The 16,718-nt window shown below is 42.3% G+C and carries 12 protein-coding genes, 1 tRNA gene, 1 other RNA gene and 1 pseudogene; all 15 read right to left on the reverse strand.

Features of this window, described 5'->3' with window-relative positions; translation table 11 throughout:
• Positions 1 to 10: 10 nt before the first annotated feature.
• Positions 11 to 493: pseudogene (locus tag ACI2JM_RS12675) on the reverse strand (pyridoxine 5'-phosphate synthase).
• A 118-nt stretch (positions 494 to 611) separates the two neighbouring features.
• Complete coding sequence (locus tag ACI2JM_RS12680; protein WP_404644627.1) at positions 612 to 1,388, reverse strand: DNA repair protein RecO; 777 nt, start codon at positions 1,386 to 1,388, stop codon at positions 612 to 614.
• Positions 1,389 to 1,444: 56 nt separating this feature from the next.
• A complete protein-coding gene (gene era / locus ACI2JM_RS12685; RefSeq protein WP_404644658.1) occupies positions 1,445 to 2,410 on the reverse strand; it encodes a GTPase Era in 966 nt (321 codons plus the stop codon).
• A gap of 361 nt (positions 2,411 to 2,771) precedes the next feature.
• Positions 2,772 to 3,569: a ribonuclease III gene (rnc, locus tag ACI2JM_RS12690; RefSeq protein WP_055125735.1), complete on the reverse strand. Its 798-nt coding sequence runs from the start codon at positions 3,567 to 3,569 to the stop codon at positions 2,772 to 2,774.
• 120 nt (positions 3,570 to 3,689) lie between these two features.
• Positions 3,690 to 4,082 (reverse strand): DUF4845 domain-containing protein, encoded by a 393-nt coding sequence (locus ACI2JM_RS12695; RefSeq protein ID WP_227678196.1) that lies wholly within the window; start codon positions 4,080 to 4,082, stop codon positions 3,690 to 3,692.
• Positions 4,083 to 4,228: 146 nt separating this feature from the next.
• Complete coding sequence (lepB, locus tag ACI2JM_RS12700) at positions 4,229 to 5,131, reverse strand: signal peptidase I (RefSeq protein WP_109590988.1); 903 nt, start codon at positions 5,129 to 5,131, stop codon at positions 4,229 to 4,231.
• Positions 5,132 to 5,234: 103 nt separating this feature from the next.
• The gene (lepA, locus tag ACI2JM_RS12705) at positions 5,235 to 7,031 is read right to left on the reverse strand and encodes a translation elongation factor 4 (RefSeq protein ID WP_045443608.1); all 1,797 of its coding nucleotides are present in this window, start codon (positions 7,029 to 7,031) and stop codon (positions 5,235 to 5,237) included.
• Positions 7,032 to 7,380: 349 nt separating this feature from the next.
• The gene (locus ACI2JM_RS12710; RefSeq protein ID WP_404644630.1) at positions 7,381 to 8,625 is read right to left on the reverse strand and encodes a capsule biosynthesis protein; all 1,245 of its coding nucleotides are present in this window, start codon (positions 8,623 to 8,625) and stop codon (positions 7,381 to 7,383) included.
• Positions 8,626 to 8,785: 160 nt separating this feature from the next.
• Positions 8,786 to 11,368, reverse strand: coding sequence for a capsular polysaccharide biosynthesis protein (locus ACI2JM_RS12715; protein ID WP_404644632.1), 2,583 nt, complete (start codon positions 11,366 to 11,368; stop codon positions 8,786 to 8,788).
• An 80-nt stretch (positions 11,369 to 11,448) separates the two neighbouring features.
• The gene (locus ACI2JM_RS12720; RefSeq protein ID WP_404644634.1) at positions 11,449 to 13,230 is read right to left on the reverse strand and encodes a polysaccharide biosynthesis/export family protein; all 1,782 of its coding nucleotides are present in this window, start codon (positions 13,228 to 13,230) and stop codon (positions 11,449 to 11,451) included.
• 55 nt (positions 13,231 to 13,285) lie between these two features.
• Positions 13,286 to 14,392 (reverse strand): capsule biosynthesis protein, encoded by a 1,107-nt coding sequence (locus tag ACI2JM_RS12725; RefSeq protein ID WP_404644636.1) that lies wholly within the window; start codon positions 14,390 to 14,392, stop codon positions 13,286 to 13,288.
• On the reverse strand, positions 14,370 to 15,041 hold the full coding sequence (locus ACI2JM_RS12730; protein WP_060490415.1) for an ABC transporter ATP-binding protein: 672 nt from the start codon (positions 15,039 to 15,041) through the stop codon (positions 14,370 to 14,372). The genes ACI2JM_RS12725 and ACI2JM_RS12730 overlap by 23 nt, the downstream gene beginning before the upstream one ends.
• A gap of 14 nt (positions 15,042 to 15,055) precedes the next feature.
• Positions 15,056 to 15,868 carry an ABC transporter permease gene (locus tag ACI2JM_RS12735; protein WP_201602263.1) on the reverse strand — a complete coding sequence of 271 codons (813 nt, stop codon included), beginning with the start codon at positions 15,866 to 15,868 and terminating at the stop codon, positions 15,056 to 15,058.
• Positions 15,869 to 16,106: 238 nt separating this feature from the next.
• Positions 16,107 to 16,183, reverse strand: a tRNA-Met gene (locus ACI2JM_RS12740).
• A gap of 119 nt (positions 16,184 to 16,302) precedes the next feature.
• An RNA gene (gene rnpB, locus ACI2JM_RS12745) (RNase P RNA component class A) lies at positions 16,303 to 16,686 on the reverse strand.
• Between the last annotated feature and the right edge of the window lie 32 nt (positions 16,687 to 16,718).

A 16,718-nucleotide genomic window follows, 5' to 3' on the forward strand; every position in this document is an offset into this window, starting at 1 on the left:
ATGGCATAAGTTACCACTCACACAAATTACCAATGATATTTTTTGATAGCTCTATATACATTCCTTCTTTCATCATAATGACGGCCTGCTCGAGTCCTACAAATACAGCGCCTGCAATGAATGCACGACCAATATTCAACTCATAAATACCCTTAATTTGTGCGATAGCACTCACATTATCACGTGTCAGACCATAACCTGCGTTAATTAAAAGGTTATTATCACTGCGTCAAACAGTAGCAACAGCTTGCTTAATTCGTTTCAGCTCAGCATTTTGCATGTCCATATCGGCTACCAAGCTTGCCTCAGCATAAGCGCCTGTATATAACTCAATACCATCTGCTCCCGCCTTCTCGCATCAAAGAGCTTCGGCTAAAGGGCTTGGATAACTAACCCCACGCGCTTGACGTAAAGTTGCTATGTGATCAATGTTTACACCTAATAAAAGTTTTTGCAAAGGGTTGTTAGATGAAGCTAATGAAGCAGTGGTCATAAGAATTTTTTTTGATAACGAAAACCAATTGACTGATCAACGGTACAAGAATATGAAACTTTAGACAGTCTCAGCACCAATCAGATTGGTTATAGCACTTTGAGGATAGTACTATTATTTATTGGTAACGCTGTTGCTGCTGCCACAGTAGGCGGCTTTGCAATGGCTGATAATCCAGTAAATGGTCAATAAGCTGTCGATGCATTTTTGACCAATTATTTAAGGTTTTGTCAGTAATACCTAGCTGCGTCATCGCAATGATATCAGTACCTTTGAAAAAAAATTGCCCCATAGTATTGTCTAAATGCTCAGTCTGTATATCATTCTGCAAGACAGGCACTAAACCAACATCAGGTAAAAAACGATAAGAATCGTCAGGCTGAATGATGTTTTCAACACTATCGTGAGTCAACATTAAGCTAAAACCCAACTCATTGAATAAATGCTGCTCAAATTGGCGCAAGCACAAACGTAATTCGTTGGCGCTCAAAGGTCGCCTAAGCTGAGACAGACTGTCCTGATAATGTAGCCATAATACCGGCATTGGATCTTCAGTCGACAACAACCGCCATAGTATTTCGTTTAAATACAACGCCGCATATTGATGTTGACCTGTAATATTTTCGTAGGGCAGTGCTTCTAAAACAGTGGCAATGCCATCATCTTTTGCTATGCCTGTTTGAGTTGTGTGTTGCGATGCAATATTGATCTGACTAAACGTTTTTAAATCCCGTTTACCAGTGGCAAAGAGCTGCAATGGCATAAACAATGGCGCGCCTTTTTTCCCAATACCATGAATCACGCCATGTTGCTGAGAAAACAGATAATATAAGGCGCGCTTTTCTTGATAAGGACGCTGATGCAATAAATAACCGATTAACGCTTCGTTACGCATTTTTTATCACCTCAGCATCGAGCATATAGAAAAGTGATTAAAGCGCTATTCTTTAATCAATATCCTAAGCTAGTCAATGCACGTTCGTCATCAGACCAGCCACGTTTCACTTTCACCCACAGTGTCAGCATGATTTTTTTATCAAACAACTGCTCCATATCTTTACGAGCATCCATACCAACTTGCTTAATACGCTGACCCTTATCACCAATCACAATGGCTTTTTGACCACTACGTTCAACATAAATAGTTGCATCGATGAAAGTACAAGCCTTACGTGGACGCCCTGTCTTTGGATCAGTGTGCGCAGGCTCATCTTTGAACCCATCAATCTGTACAGTTAAGTCATATGGCACTTCGTCACCAGCGCTACGCATGATTTTTTCACGGATAATTTCACTGGCCAAAAATCGTTCTGAGCGGTCAGTAATTTGCTCGGTATCATAGATAGGGGCAGCAATGGGAAGATGCGAAGCAATCACTTCTTGTAGACGATCTAGGTTTTGGTTTTTTAAGGCAGATACTGGTACGATATCGGCAAAATCAAAACTGTCATTAAACGTCTCAATCAGCGGCAACACGCTACCTTTATCTTTTAAGGTATCAGATTTATTAATAACCAATACCACATTTAAATTGGTGTCGCCAAGCTTTTGTAGAACTAACAAATCATCATCACGCCATTGATCTGAATCAACAACGAATAATACCAAATCAACATCTACTAATGCAGATACCGCAGCTTTATTCATACGCTCATTAATAGCACGTACTTCATTGCGATGAATACCCGGCGTGTCAACGAACACTGCCTGCATCTCGTGATTTGACAAAATACCGTGGATACGGTGACGAGTCGTTTGCGGCTTACGTGATGTAATAGACAGCTTTTGACCCAATAAGTGATTCATCAGAGTCGATTTACCAACGTTTGGACGTCCAACGATCGCGACATAACCCGCTTTAAAATCATCAGCAATACCTGCATGACTAATAGGGGCAAAGAATTCTTCAATTGCCATATCGTTGTCTACAGTAGTATCTTCTGCTTGATTGATGCCATCGTTAGTAGTATCGATATTATCTTGGTTTTGATTCAATTCTGTGTTTTCGGTCATATTTTTGGCATTATCTTCATCATTGGATGGCAAGTCAGTACGATTGCTCATAGGTTAATCCTATAGAATTTATATCCAGTCAAATGGTGCTTAATGATGTATTGGCTGTATCAGCACTAAAAAAGCAAAACCATCATCGGCTGGGAAATATTTAAGGTTTTGAAATGTGTGACGTTTACGCTAATTCAAATAAACGATTCTTAAAACGTCACTTAACATATACTGTCAAAAAAATTGGTATGTGCTATCCATAGGTTAATCCTAGTTAGGATCGCTTTTTAGCTGAGCTCGGCAGTTTATGCAACTGGTTAATCATTAGTTCTGCTGCTTTTTGTTCAGCGATACGGCGGCTCTCACCAGATTCAGTAATATCAACACAGTTATTGATATTAACATGGCAACGTACAACAAAAATTTGATGCGGCGCGTTACCACGTGTTTCCATCAGCTCATAATGTGGCAGATCAAACTGCTTAGATTGTAGCCACTCTTGCAATCGACTCTTGGCATCTTTTAACGCTTTTTGGTCATTAACGTTGTCAATCAAATCACCATACCATGAGAGTACACAATCGCGAGTAATATCCAAATCTTGGCTGTCTAAATAAATAGCACCAATCAAAGACTCCACGGCATCAGCCAATATAGAAGCGCGATTGCGCCCACCACCTTTACGCTCACCTATCCCTAATATCAGATGATTAGAGAGCTCTAAGTTTTGCGCAATAATGACCAATGATTCTTGACGTACCAAGGTGGCACGCATACGAGTCAAGCGACCCTCATTTTGGCTAGGATAGCGATGATATAAAGCCTCACCCACAATCATTCCTAACAGAGCGTCTCCTAAAAACTCTAAACGCTCATAATTTTTTTTGCTATCAAATGAGCGGTGTGTCAACGCAAGTTTGGGGAGACTCAAGTCCTTAAACACATAGCCTAACTTGCGTGTTAATACGGCTAACTGCTGAATAAATTCTGAGCTAACAATCAGCGTGTCGACAGACGTGCTATTTTGTTGAGGAGTAGGAATCGCTTGGGAATGCTGCAAAGTTGGTTTCATGCGTGGCTTGTGGTTATCCCTTCTGTTTTACTGATTTGGTTAGTAATAGTATGGATTAATGAATATTATAAAGACATTCAGATATTAAAAAGTTTAAGAGTGATCTAACACTCTTTTTAGTTACTCTGCTGTTGTCATATCGATATCACCTTCAAAGCGATTGACAATATCTACATTACCAAAGAAATTGTTAGTGACTGCATATTCTTTACGAATAGCCAATTGTCCCGTCTTTTTATCAATAAAAGTAAATACGTCTTCCGCCTGAGTATCATAATCAGCATTAATAGATAGCTGTCTATTGACACGCTCGACAAACTGCTTGGCCGTCTCATTATTATTATTTGCCTCCTTAAGCTGTGCGCTTAAGGTCTTGGTCAATTGATAATCACCGATCTGAGCAGGTACGATAGCAACCATCAATTTGGCAGCAACTCCTAACACAAGAATAATTAAAACGATACTCGTTACGCTAGCACCACGCTGTGTGGCGATTCCAGATAATTGCTGCACTATGATATCCCTCTACTGGTAAACAACTATTTTTTAGGAGCTACCGAAATACTAGGTAGCCGTTTATTAGATAGCAACAATATTAGCATAAAACTATTATCGATAAATCAACCAATAGAGCGTCTCATAATCTTAATTACATAATCTTAATCAATAGTACCATTGCGTTCAAACGTTGGTAAATTAAGTCCGGGTGGCTTATGCATCCAGATATAAACCGCTTTACCCGCTAAATTCTCATCAGGAACAAATCCCCAAAACCGACCATCAGCACTACGATCGCGGTTATCGCCCATCACAAAATACTGACCTTCTGGAACGCTAATACGCCATTTGGTACCTGCTGAGCTAACCACTTCTGGCGATTGCTGCTGCAAAAATGGTGCATATTGAGAGCTATTCATACCATTTAAGTAACGAACAAGATGCTTGTTTTCACCTTGTGTTTCCTGAAAGTATTGCGCCTCACCTTCTTCTTGCTGACCCATCGCTGCCGCACTGTCTTCGGTCAGTACTTGCCCTGGACCAATTTGTCCTGGTAAATAAAGCTGTGAGGTCAACTCAGGGTTTGCCGCAAAATCGACAGGCTTAGTGTCAACTGGGACATCGTTGATAGAAAGTGTCCCTTGATCATAACTAACAGTATCACCAGGCAAACCAATAACACGCTTGATATAATAAATACTTGGGTTTTCAGGATAGCGGAATACCGCCACATCACCATGTTCAGGCGCGCCCGTATCCAGCACTTTATTATACGTCAGCGGTAGGCGCACCCCGTAGGCATACTTATTAACCGCAATAAAATCGCCCGTATATAATGTCGGCACCATAGAAGATGAGGGAATATTAAAAGGCTCAATCAAAAACGAGCGTACTATTAACACCACTGCCAATACGGGGAAAAAATCATAAGCCCAGCGTACCAAGAGACTTTCTTGACCACGCCCGCGAGTTTTACGCTGTTTCAGGGTCAGCTTATCTAATAGCCAAATAATACCCAAACCAATGGTTAATGGTACTAAAATTAAATTAAAATCAAAATCCATACTCAATTGCCTATTAACGAGCGACTTATCTGGCTATCTATACTATCAACTGCGCCACTAATGACACCAACAAAACTATCGTTGACCCGCAATTAGTAATGACTTACTCAACCTGCAATACCGCTAAGAAGGCTTCTTGTGGAATCTCCACATTACCGACTTGCTTCATACGTTTCTTGCCGGCTTTTTGCTTAGACAATAGCTTTTTCTTACGCGACACATCACCGCCATAACACTTAGCTAAGACGTCTTTACGCATGGCTTTCACTGTACTACGCCCAATAATCTGGCTACCAATCGCGGCCTGAATTGCCACATCAAACATCTGACGCGGAATCAATTCTTTCATCTTAGTCACTAGCGCATTACCACGATAGCGTGATTGGGTTTCATGCACAATCATAGCCAAAGCATCAACTTTTTCGCCGTTAATCAGTACATCCACTTTGACCAGCTTATCGACTTGGTACCGTTCAAAGTTATAATCCAGTGACGCAAATCCGCGTGATACCGATTTTAGACGATCAAAGAAGTCCATGACTACTTCGCCCATCGGAATATCAAAGATCAGCTGTACTTGACGACCCATAAAACGCATATCTACCTGTACGCCGCGGCGCTCGATACAAAGCGTCATGACATTACCTAAGTAATCTTGCGGTACTAAAATCTGACAGCGGGCAATGGGCTCACGGAACTCTTCAATATTATTCGGCTCAGGGAGTCTTGATGGGTTATCAACATACATGATATCGCCATTTTTCTTGACGATCTCGTAGATAACGGATGGCGCAGTAGTAATCAAATCCAAGTCATATTCACGCTCTAAACGCTCTTGGATAATCTCCATGTGCAGCATACCAAGGAAACCACAACGGAAACCAAAGCCTAGTGCATCTGAGGTATCAGGCTCGAAGAACAATGACGCATCGTTGATTTGTAGCTTTTGCAGCGCTTCACGGAATTTTTCAAAATCAGTAGAATCAACAGGGAACATACCGGCATAGACTTGCGGAGTAATCTGTTTAAAACCTGGAATACGCTCAACGTCTGGCGTTTTAGCGTGGGTAATCGTATCACCCACTGGCGCGCCAGCGATATCTTTGATACCAGCAATAATAAAACCGACTTCACCCGCCTCCAAGATACCCGTATCGACAGGCTTGGGCGTAAAGACACCGATCGAGCCGACTAAATGCGATTCTTTGGTTGATTTGATATAAAGTTTATCACCTTTTCGGATAGTACCTTCACGTACCCGAACTAAAGACACAACGCCTAGATAGTTATCAAACCAAGAGTCAATAATCAATGCTTGTAGTGGCGCCTCACGATCACCAGTCGGTGCAGGGATAAATTCAACCAATGCTTCTAGTAATTTATCAACGCCCAAACCCGATTTAGCAGAAACTCGTGGCGCATCAACTGCGTCAATACCAATGATGTCTTCAATCTCTTGAATGACACGCTCAGGCTCGACTTGTGGCAAATCAATTTTATTTAATACCGCCATGACTTCTAGACCCTGATCAACGGCAGTATAGCAGTTGGCCACGGACTGAGCTTCCACCCCTTGCGCGGCATCAACGACCAATAGCGCCCCTTCACAAGCGGCTAGTGAACGCGACACCTCATATGAGAAGTCAACGTGTCCTGGAGTATCGATAAAGTTGAGCTGATAGCGCTCACCATTAGGATGATCGTAGAATAAGGTTACCGACTGCGCTTTAATGGTGATACCGCGCTCACGCTCAATATCCATGGAGTCAAGTACTTGCGCCTGCATCTCGCGATCTTGCAAGGCACCGCACATTTGAATAAAACGATCAGCAAGCGTCGACTTGCCATGATCAATGTGGGCAATGATTGAAAAGTTACGAATATTTGCTAATGCAGTCACAAAGCGCCTACTAAATTAAGGGTGATAGAATAATAAAATTAAGAAATAAATGCTGTCAGGCGCAACCGCTAAAATAGCTGTCCATCGTTGAAGAGAAAATAATTAGAATCAGCTTATTTGCCAATATTATCATCTCCAATCAACCGCTCAGGACGTCAACTCTTATGCGCAGGCATGAAAGAGTATTCTAGCAGTTTTCTACCATAAAGTAAGGCGATTTTATTAGCAGAGGGATGATTTACAAGTGAAGTTACGAGCGGATAACTGTACAGATAGAAAGCGAGCGGCTTGATAGCACCTTATTCACTTCGACAAGACTCATGCTAACTGAATATGAACAATCAATAATCTACTGAGGGGTATTGGTTTTGGACAGATCGCTCTCTATGGGTTCACATCCTGCGCTATGCAGATATTTATGCATCCATGGTGACTTACCGTAAAAAGCCCCGTTGATTTGAGTTTGCTCTATCAAGTATTCACGGAATCTAAGATAAAACTCATTATCTGGGCGGTTAGGTTGTTGCCAAAACTCATTCAGTGGTTTTTGATCTATCAGTTTCGGCGTATCATAAATCGCACGACCCATGATCTTGGTAGGTTTTTTGTGATATACCGATTGCAAACCTGTCGTGCTATTAATGGTCACCATCCCAATACTGTGTTTCATCAAGGTTGGCAGGTGCATGTCGCAACCATAAAACACACGATCCGCCACTTGATAGCGTCTAGCCAAGCTAGATACCAGCTCGCGATAATCTCGATGACCACGATCTAACGGATGATGCTTAAATACCAGTAATTGCTGCTTATCAGCATACTCTGCAAAGCTGGCAATAGACTCATCAATAAACTGCACCACATCACGATAGTCACTATGATGGGTAATCTGCGAGTCATTATGCACTTGTAAACTAATCAAAAAATAATTATTGCTTTGTTCTTTGGTCAGCTTATTTTGCAATTTCTTATCAGGTAAATACCCTCGCAATTTACGCCATGGTGCTTTGAGCCAAGCGATTGCTTCTTGCCACGCTGTCATACCGCGATAGTGCGAATAGTGCGGATAGCGACTTTTGTATATCCAAACGATAATATAGTAGACAATCGCAGCGATACTCAAACGATAAAATCGATTGTGAGTATACAGTGGTTTATCATTGGCTTTTTTGAGCGCTTTAATATCTGCCGTATTTAAGCGCGAATAGCCATTAATGCCATATTCTTGCAATGTAATGTAATCGGGACGCAAGTAGCCTTCTTCAAATACAAAAAAAGAGGTGCCCAACTGCTCACTGATACAAGCAGCTTGGGTATGATGCGGACGACAATCACCAAAACAGACAATCGCATCAATGCTATTTTCTTCAATGAAAGCCTGCAACCAAGAAGAGAACTGCGCTAACGTATCGGTATATTCATAGGTATTATCATGATGATAAAAGAATGCATCACCTGCATTAAAGTTAATCTTACTAACCTTAATATTTTGAGTTTGCAGAAATGTCGAAAAACGGTTAAAGAATCCGCCCATCTTTCCTTGTAACAGCAAGACGTGTCGATGAGTAAGCAAGTGAGACATCGAAGCTGCCATAGTATTGAATTACCATTAATGAGAAGATGAAGGATAAAAGCGGGAGTATTTATTAAACAACTTGAATATTAAACCGTGTAAATACACACTAATCATCACTGATTATACCGAAAAAGCCCCTACTTGTCGCAATGGATTTACGTCATAAGTTTAGAATAAACTAACGAGATAGTTTACGCAGGCGCTGCTGCCATTGATGACGCTGCTGCATAAAACGAGTAGTCACTTGGCGTTTAAAATTTTCAGGTAGCGTGGATAAAACTGAAGTCGCATGGTTAATCGAGCTATTTATAATGCTAGATATTTGCGCTTGAGACGCTGTATTATGAATATCTTTAAGCAAAGGAGCGCTTTTAGGAGGGTATAAATAGTCAATCACTTGCTCTACTTGTGCAAGCCCATAGCCATTTGGCAAACGATATAAAGGATAGCGAATAAGCGCACAATATAATAATTGCTCAAGCGTTAATGCAATGTCGCGTTTTCGTCTCTCTAAATAGTCAGCTTTCGGTGATAACTGGGCATCAATATCTGCCGTTAACCCCCAACCAGCATAAAACGGTAAGCCGTAGCAAGTAACGTCTAAACCGCGCAGCAACGCCTCAAAGCCAGTCAATGAGCTAATCGTATGTACTTCATCGACACATTCTAAGCAATCAGGCATCGCAGTATCATAGGCGATGGCACTGACCTGTCGTAAAAACTCTGCGCTCACCTTACCAGCCCTTAGCCCTGCTTCAACGTCAGGATGCGGCTTATAAATAAGATAAGCGTCAGGATTGTCTTGGCATACACGCTCAATCAAGCCGCTGTTGGTTTTGATCGTTGAGCCGCAGTACTGCACCGATAAATCATCTTCGACTTGACCGATAATAAGCAGACGGCGCTTGCCAGATACCCTAGCCTCATGCATCCACGAAGTATGCTGGTTATTAGCACTGTCGACCTCAGCCCCAACATTGTATTTACTCACCCGTTGATTCAGCAATTTATCTTGCAGCTGTTGCACACGGACACTTTGCTGTGGGTTCAATGCCTGACAATGACGTAGCAACGTCTCTAAATCTGAGGGCTGGGTTGCATCATAATAAATACCTTGCTTATCTATAACGACCGACAACGGTGCTAACAACGTCGCGCCCAAACCATTTGAGCGGATAAACCCATCTTCCATACAGTATATAGACGGTAGGGATAAATGCGGCTGTTTCTCAAGCTTACGCTGTAATTTATTTTGTACTTGCTGGCGTTTGGCTAAACCCCACACTAATAGAGGCTGCTGATAATCAATACGAAAATGATCGGGATGCAGTAGATTCTTGAGACGTGGCTTGGGTTTGATAAATAATGTCGTACGCGGTAGATTCGTAAAAGCTTTTACAAATGGTAATTTCCAGCGACTAAATTCATATATCGTGAGATCCCCTTCAAGGCGCGCTTGCCAATACCGATTAGTCACTAGCCATTCTATCGCTGTATCAATATCACAGGCTTGCTTGGTGGCTGGATCTACATAACGACTATAATCTATATAGGCGCTATAAAATAACGTTTCTAACGTTGCAGATGTTTTTTTAGCAAATGATGTAGGAAACAACGCAGGATTTGAGTGTCCCCTAGACTCTAGCTGTTTGCTGACAAGTTTTTGACGACGTTTCTCGACCGCTTTAAGCAGCTTTTTGGGTGCGCCGCTGTCATCAGTTAGACCCCAGCCACTATACCAGTTGACCCCGAAGCAATGTACTGCTTTACCTAACATCAATGCTTCAAAGCCCATATGGGAGCTGACCGTATAAACATGGTCAACTTGCTCTAATAGCTGGATAGGATTGAGCGCTTGCGTTAATAACCGAACCTGCTTAGTTAGTTTTAAACGGGTCAGGTATCCTGATTTTGACGCAGGATGTGCCTTTATCCAGATATGGGCGTGAGGATGATTACGACACGCAGATTTTAACATCTTCTTAAATTGACGTTTATCCGCGCCCGCACCGGTGATAGAAGCATCACCAACCACTTGGTCAATCAATAAAACATGCGATTTCAAGGGATCTGCTGTTGTGTTAACACCGTCTTCACTCGTCAATTCATCCAAGGACGGACAATCGATCACTGTGTTATATTTACTGAGTTGCTCATTACAAATACGTGCCATCAATTGCCGTGCGCGCACTTCATTTATTTCGTAATTATTGGGCGTAGTAGCATTTTTAGTACGCTCAATAATCAGCCGCTCAAGGCGTGAGTCATGCGTCGTATCAAAATAAATACCAAGGTCATCGACGACGACACTCAGGCCATGACGGCTACTAACACCAGAATCTAATGAACGCAAAAAGCCATCTTCGACACTTAATGTCTCAAGCTTTTGCCGCTTAGCCACTTTATTAGCTCGTTGATAACTTTTTTTACGACCCCAACCGATAAAGGCATCGGGTTGCTGAAAAGAGAGAGAGGAATTAAACAAATGAGTTATCTGATTTTTTACAACATTAGGCAATGGCAATGCAGACAGTAAATGCGTTTTACCTGCATTGATACGTTGCGGTAGACCTGACCACGGATACCAGCGCTGAATATCTGCTTGCAATACCTGGGACAAAAGTACATTGTTTTGACGCATACCCTTACCAATGATCGCCAAATGCTGTGGCAATTGGTATGGGGATGATGGCAAAAGCAGCGTATTATCAGAGTGAGAGGTCACTGCCACATTGACATCATCTGCCGCACTTTTTGCCATTTTTAACACCCTTATTCATTACTTTTACATCAATCTATGCAGATGACTTGTTCTCTTGTTACACAACTTTTCAGTAATGGTTATAAATCGAGAACCACTTTAGCAGCGATGGCTAATTGATAAACAATTTGCGATAAGCCACGAGCAATTTCTACGCGCTTGGTTTTGACTTTTGGTAATACCATAATCTCATCGCCTTGCTGGATACGGTAAGCGGTATTGACCACCTCACTGGCGCCATTTTGATGGATAATCAAGATTTCTTTAACATCAGCATTGTCAGAGAAACCACCTGAATTGGCAACATAATCACCAACGGTATAATCTGGATTAAAGGTCAGTGCGCCTTGTGCTCGTACTTGACCATTAACGGTAATGACAGATGTTTGCGCAGGTATCTCAATGATATCACCTTGCTGCAGAATAATATCCTGCCACGAATTCGGGACGACAACAATTTGACCCGTCGTTTTAACATTACGTGCTTTGGCAACAAACTGCTTAACCAATGCTGCATCGTCTTGACGCAGTGCTGCTTCTTCACGAGTGGTCGACTGCGTGGCAAGCGTCAGCTCTTCTAGACGATCGAGCGACTCATTAATCATGCGTTTTTGTTGCTCAGCAACAGACTCACGATAAATGGTCAAATGAGTCAGTTTGGCGAGTGGGCTTGGCTGTAGCTGTGGCACGATGTCCTTTAAGCGTGCGCCATACGGCACAACCATGGCACCATTACCCGTATGCGCACCTTTTACTTGCACCGCGATTGTGCCCGCATAGCGATCGGAGGTAACTACCATCTTATCACCATTATAAACAGGCACGTTTTGAGCTTCTGCTAACGAGTAATATTCCGCCGTCTGCGCACGTCCTGCACTACGAGTGATACTAACGTTGGTCGCATTTGCTGCGGGATTGGCCACTTGCAACACATCACCAATGGTCAGATCGTTCACATCAAATTCAAAGGTATATTCGTTTTGGACTTGACCGCCTACTTCAAAGGTTTTTTTCTGCGGCGCGACCGTAATCACATCGCCATCACGAAAAGAGAATGCTTGTAATTTACCCGCTAGTAAAAAATCATACAGGTTGACTTGCTGTAGCATTTGCCCATTACGTTTGATTTGAATATCAATATAACTACCACGTGTTGGGTCAACGCCGCCTGCTCTATCCAAATAAGACAATACAGAGTCTGCTGCTAAACCGCCGTAATAACCTGGTTGTTTAACGAAACCTGTTACAAATACCTTCACTGGCTGTGCTTGCTCTAATGAAGCATAAACGCCAACGTTCGAGCGATAAATACGACTGACAGCACTTTTTACCACATTTTGCAGACTGCCATTTTGCACACCTGAGACACGTACTGGACCGATATTTGGCAAGAAAATATTGCCTTGTGGGTCGACGGTCATGGTAGCCGCATATTGATAAGCGCCCCACATCCGTACTTGGACGTTATCACCCGGGTTGATCACATAACTGTCATTAAAGGTAGAGCCAGAGGTGGTCGAAAATGCTCCACGAAACAGCTGCTCACCAAACATCATGTCTTGCGTGTTGATGTCTTGATAGGGGCGCGTGGTATTGATGACTGACTGACTTGGCAAGCTTGAGGCATTAACCGCTTCTTGCGCGGTCGCCTGTCCTGATACACCACCTGCAAATGCCTGTGTTGAGACATTGATGTTATTGCTGTTTTGGTCTTGACTCATGCTGTTATTGCTGGTGCCAAAGCTAGATCCTGAAATTTGATCAGCATAACTGCCTGCTGCTAGTGCTGATACACTGCTGGCTGCCATGGCCAAACTTAACACTTTTATCACGGTCACAATAGGACGTGGCTTCATATTCATGAGTGGTATTCCTTTGCTGATCTATCGATCATTACTGATATCTGGTGTGTTAAAACTAGCTACGATGATCACGAACAACTGCCATCACTAGGCGCACAAATCCATAAAGCATCAAAAGTAATGCTAGCGACGTCCAAATAATATAAGCACGGCGTGGATAAGTTGCTTCTTCAGCCTGATATGGTGTTGAGATAACAATCAAATTCTTCATCTTTTTAAAGGCTTCTAAACGTGACTTTTCAAGCGAAGATAAAGAAAGCTTATACAGCTCAGTGGCGAAATCGACATCAGCTTTGATGGTTTCAAACTGTACTGCTTGTCGATTTAGCTTAGTAGTATTTGGCGAGGTCAGTTTGGTTTGCTCTTGAAGAATTTGCTCTTCGACTGCTTTGATCTGGCTTCTTAGTGACACTACTTGCGGTGCGTCTGGGTTCAGATAGCTGAGTAATTGACGCTCTTCGGTACGTAATGAACTTAATTGCGCTTGCAAACTACCAATCACCTGATTCACAATTTGAGCATTGGATTGTGGATCGTAAATCTCATTTTCGTTCTGATAGTTTAACAATTTCTCTTTGGCATCATTCAAGCGATCTTGTGATTCATCCAATTGCGTCTCTGCAAATAACAACTGATCACGAGCCACCTCTTGTGAAATACGGTTGACGAACTGCTCAGACTCATTGAGGATCGTTTTATTCAGCTCAAAAGCATACTTTGGATCAAAGGCTTCCGTCGATACTGACAGCACATAGCTTTGCTCGTCCAGATTGATGTGTACACGCTTTTTGAAGTACTCAAGTAACTCTTCTTGTGTGGCATCAGGCTCAATTTCATTGAGCGGATCTGAGCCATCGACATGATACGCTTCGCGGAACTTGAACTTATTATCAAGGCGCTTCACCATATCATTGGATAGAATATACTCGGTCAGATAAGTCGCATCTTCTTTACTGGTACTGTTCACACCCAACAAGGCCGACAGTCCACCGCCAGAAGGCACACTGGTATCACTGACTTGTTTGACCACCACATCAGCCGTCGAAATAAACCGCGGATGAGCAATGGTCATGACATAAAATATCGCCAACGCCCAAGGGAGGACCACCAAGCCAATAAACAGCGAGAAGTCAATTATCTTATTTTTTCGCTTTGTGGACATGCTCTTCATATACCTCAATCGCTTCTGTTGTGTCTTCAAAGACGTGTGCTGTTTGATCCATTAGCACAATACCAATATCACAATTACGCTTAATATCACCGATGTTATGCGATACGATCAAAAACCCTGCTTGTTCACGGCGCGCGGCCAATATCTCTTCACTACGCTTACGAAAAGCCGCATCACCCACAGCGCCTGCTTCATCAAGCATATAATAATCAAAATCGAAGGCTAAGCTTAAGCCAAACGTTAAGCGTGCTTTCATCCCTGATGAATAACTTTTTACCGGCATATCGAAATAGTTTCCGATATCTGCGAACTCTTCCACAAAACGAATTTTTTCGTCAATATAGGGACCGCTTGAATAAAGACGGCAAACAAAGCGGACGTTTTGACGACCCGTCAAACTACCTTGGAAACCGCCGGCTACCCCTACTGGCCAAGAAATCGTCGAGTCGGTAATAATCTCTCCGTGATCAGGCTTATCTAGTCCGCAAATAATACGCAGCAAAGTCGATTTACCCGCCCCGTTACGACCGAGTAAACCCACACTTTTTTTATCACCAATGGTCAGATTCAAATCTTTAAATAGATAATGCCGACCCTGCTTGGTCATAAAGGACTTAGAAACATTTCTAATTTCAATCATTCACTTACCTGTCGTTATTTAGAACGTATTAAGTCTCTTTCAACTGCTTTATACATGAGCAGACCCAAGAAATTTACTGCAACCGTCCACTTTAAAAAGTACGTTATATCAATATGATAAGCGGGATAATTGGGCGCTAAAGCGTGTCGTATCAATTCAATATTATGGATGAAAGGGTTATAAAGTAAATAACTAAAGTACGGTTCTGGAATAATATGAATCGGATAAATGATACCTGAAGCAAAATACAATATGGTAAAGAGAATCGTAATTACCTTGGTGATTTCACCCCCATAATAACCAACAATCATCATGATTAGAGCGACACCGAAGCTGAACATAAACATCGTTATCCAGCAGAAAAGTACAATATGCAAATTTCCCAAACTGGCGTAATCATTAAAGAAAGCCAAGCCAACCAACAATATAATAAATGTTAAAAAATAAATAATAAGCTCTAAAGCTGATCTAGCAATAATGACGTCAATATGCCGTATTGAACGGTACATCAAAAGTCCCTGATTTGCCTCAACAGCTCCTAGTGCTCTAGTCGCAATGGTCTGAAACATGCGAAAAGGAACCATTCCAGCAACTAAAAACAATGGAAAGCTCATCCCTGGTAATGCACGTTCAATAATCACGCCAAAAATCACTAGAAATATAAGCATTTGAAAAATAATTTCTAATGGCGCCCACAGATAGCCCAAGCGATAACCACCAAAGCGCGTTTGCAGCTCACGCATCAGCAAAGCATGAAATGCGGCACCCATGACTTTTAGACCACTGCGGTGCTTAATAGGACGATAAGGAGGTAGTTGTACAGACATGGCGTTACAGGACTTTACCGAAAACAGCCCCTATGATAAGTAAGCGGGACATAAGTTACAACAATTAATCTGTACCTAAACAGATAAAGCTATGATTTAGCAAGAAATCAGTAGGTAATTATAATGTTTTATGGTGCGGCTTGAGCCATTCACCATATTCTTAAATAATTTATTTCAGGCAAAAAAAAACCAATCAAATAGTGATTGGCATTTTTTATATTACAGTTCTTACTAAAAATGGTGGCGATGAAGAGACTTGAACTCTTGACCTCACGATTATGAGTCATGCGCTCTAACCAGCTGAGCTACATCGCCATTTTAGGATGCACATTTTACCCAAGCTGTTGACTGTCGTCAACCCCTATAAGGGCATTTTTTGCAGAAAATATGAAATTTATTCAAATTAGCTGCATTTTTATCACGAACAATAAAAAAGGTTTGGTAAACCGATAAGCCGGGTTCTGTCGTGGACAATCATTCCTCTAGGCGTACAATCGCTCGTACGCTCAAGCAACCTACCCGCATCGAACGCGGGCCGCGCCATGCCGATGCCTATTTGGTCTTGCTACGCGTGGAGTTTACCATGCCGTGAACTGTTGCCAGACACGCGGTGCGCTCTTACCGCACCCTTTCACCCTTACCGATGACATGAACATCTTGCGATACTCATATAAGCCAAAGGCGGTCTACTCTCTGCTGCACTGGTCGTCAAGTTACCCTGCCCAGCCGTTAGCTGGCACGCTGCCCTATGTAGCCCGGACTTTCCTCCCCTGCTCAGTCTGTTGCCAGTGTGCAGCGGCGATTGCCTAGTCTACCAAGCGCGCTAGTATAGCAAAATTAATCTTGCTTT

This window comes from Psychrobacter sp. NPDC064578 (assembly GCF_044901245.1).
In the GTDB taxonomy this organism is placed as follows: Bacteria; Pseudomonadota; Gammaproteobacteria; order Pseudomonadales; family Moraxellaceae; genus Psychrobacter; species Psychrobacter cibarius_C.

Coding starts and splice junctions, on each gene's coding strand:
- ACI2JM_RS12680 (WP_404644627.1), bottom strand. CDS start 1,388: ATGCGTAACGAAGCGTTAATCGGTTATTTATTGCATCAGCGTCCTTAT.
- era (WP_404644658.1), bottom strand. CDS start 2,410: ATGGCAATTGAAGAATTCTTTGCCCCTATTAGTCATGCAGGTATTGCT.
- rnc (WP_055125735.1), bottom strand. CDS start 3,569: ATGAAACCAACTTTGCAGCATTCCCAAGCGATTCCTACTCCTCAACAA.
- lepB (WP_109590988.1), bottom strand. CDS start 5,131: ATGGATTTTGATTTTAATTTAATTTTAGTACCATTAACCATTGGTTTG.
- ACI2JM_RS12710 (WP_404644630.1), bottom strand. CDS start 8,625: ATGGCAGCTTCGATGTCTCACTTGCTTACTCATCGACACGTCTTGCTG.
- ACI2JM_RS12715 (WP_404644632.1), bottom strand. CDS start 11,368: ATGGCAAAAAGTGCGGCAGATGATGTCAATGTGGCAGTGACCTCTCAC.
- ACI2JM_RS12720 (WP_404644634.1), bottom strand. CDS start 13,230: ATGAATATGAAGCCACGTCCTATTGTGACCGTGATAAAAGTGTTAAGT.
- ACI2JM_RS12725 (WP_404644636.1), bottom strand. CDS start 14,392: ATGTCCACAAAGCGAAAAAATAAGATAATTGACTTCTCGCTGTTTATT.
- ACI2JM_RS12730 (WP_060490415.1), bottom strand. CDS start 15,041: ATGATTGAAATTAGAAATGTTTCTAAGTCCTTTATGACCAAGCAGGGT.
- ACI2JM_RS12735 (WP_201602263.1), bottom strand. CDS start 15,868: ATGTCTGTACAACTACCTCCTTATCGTCCTATTAAGCACCGCAGTGGT.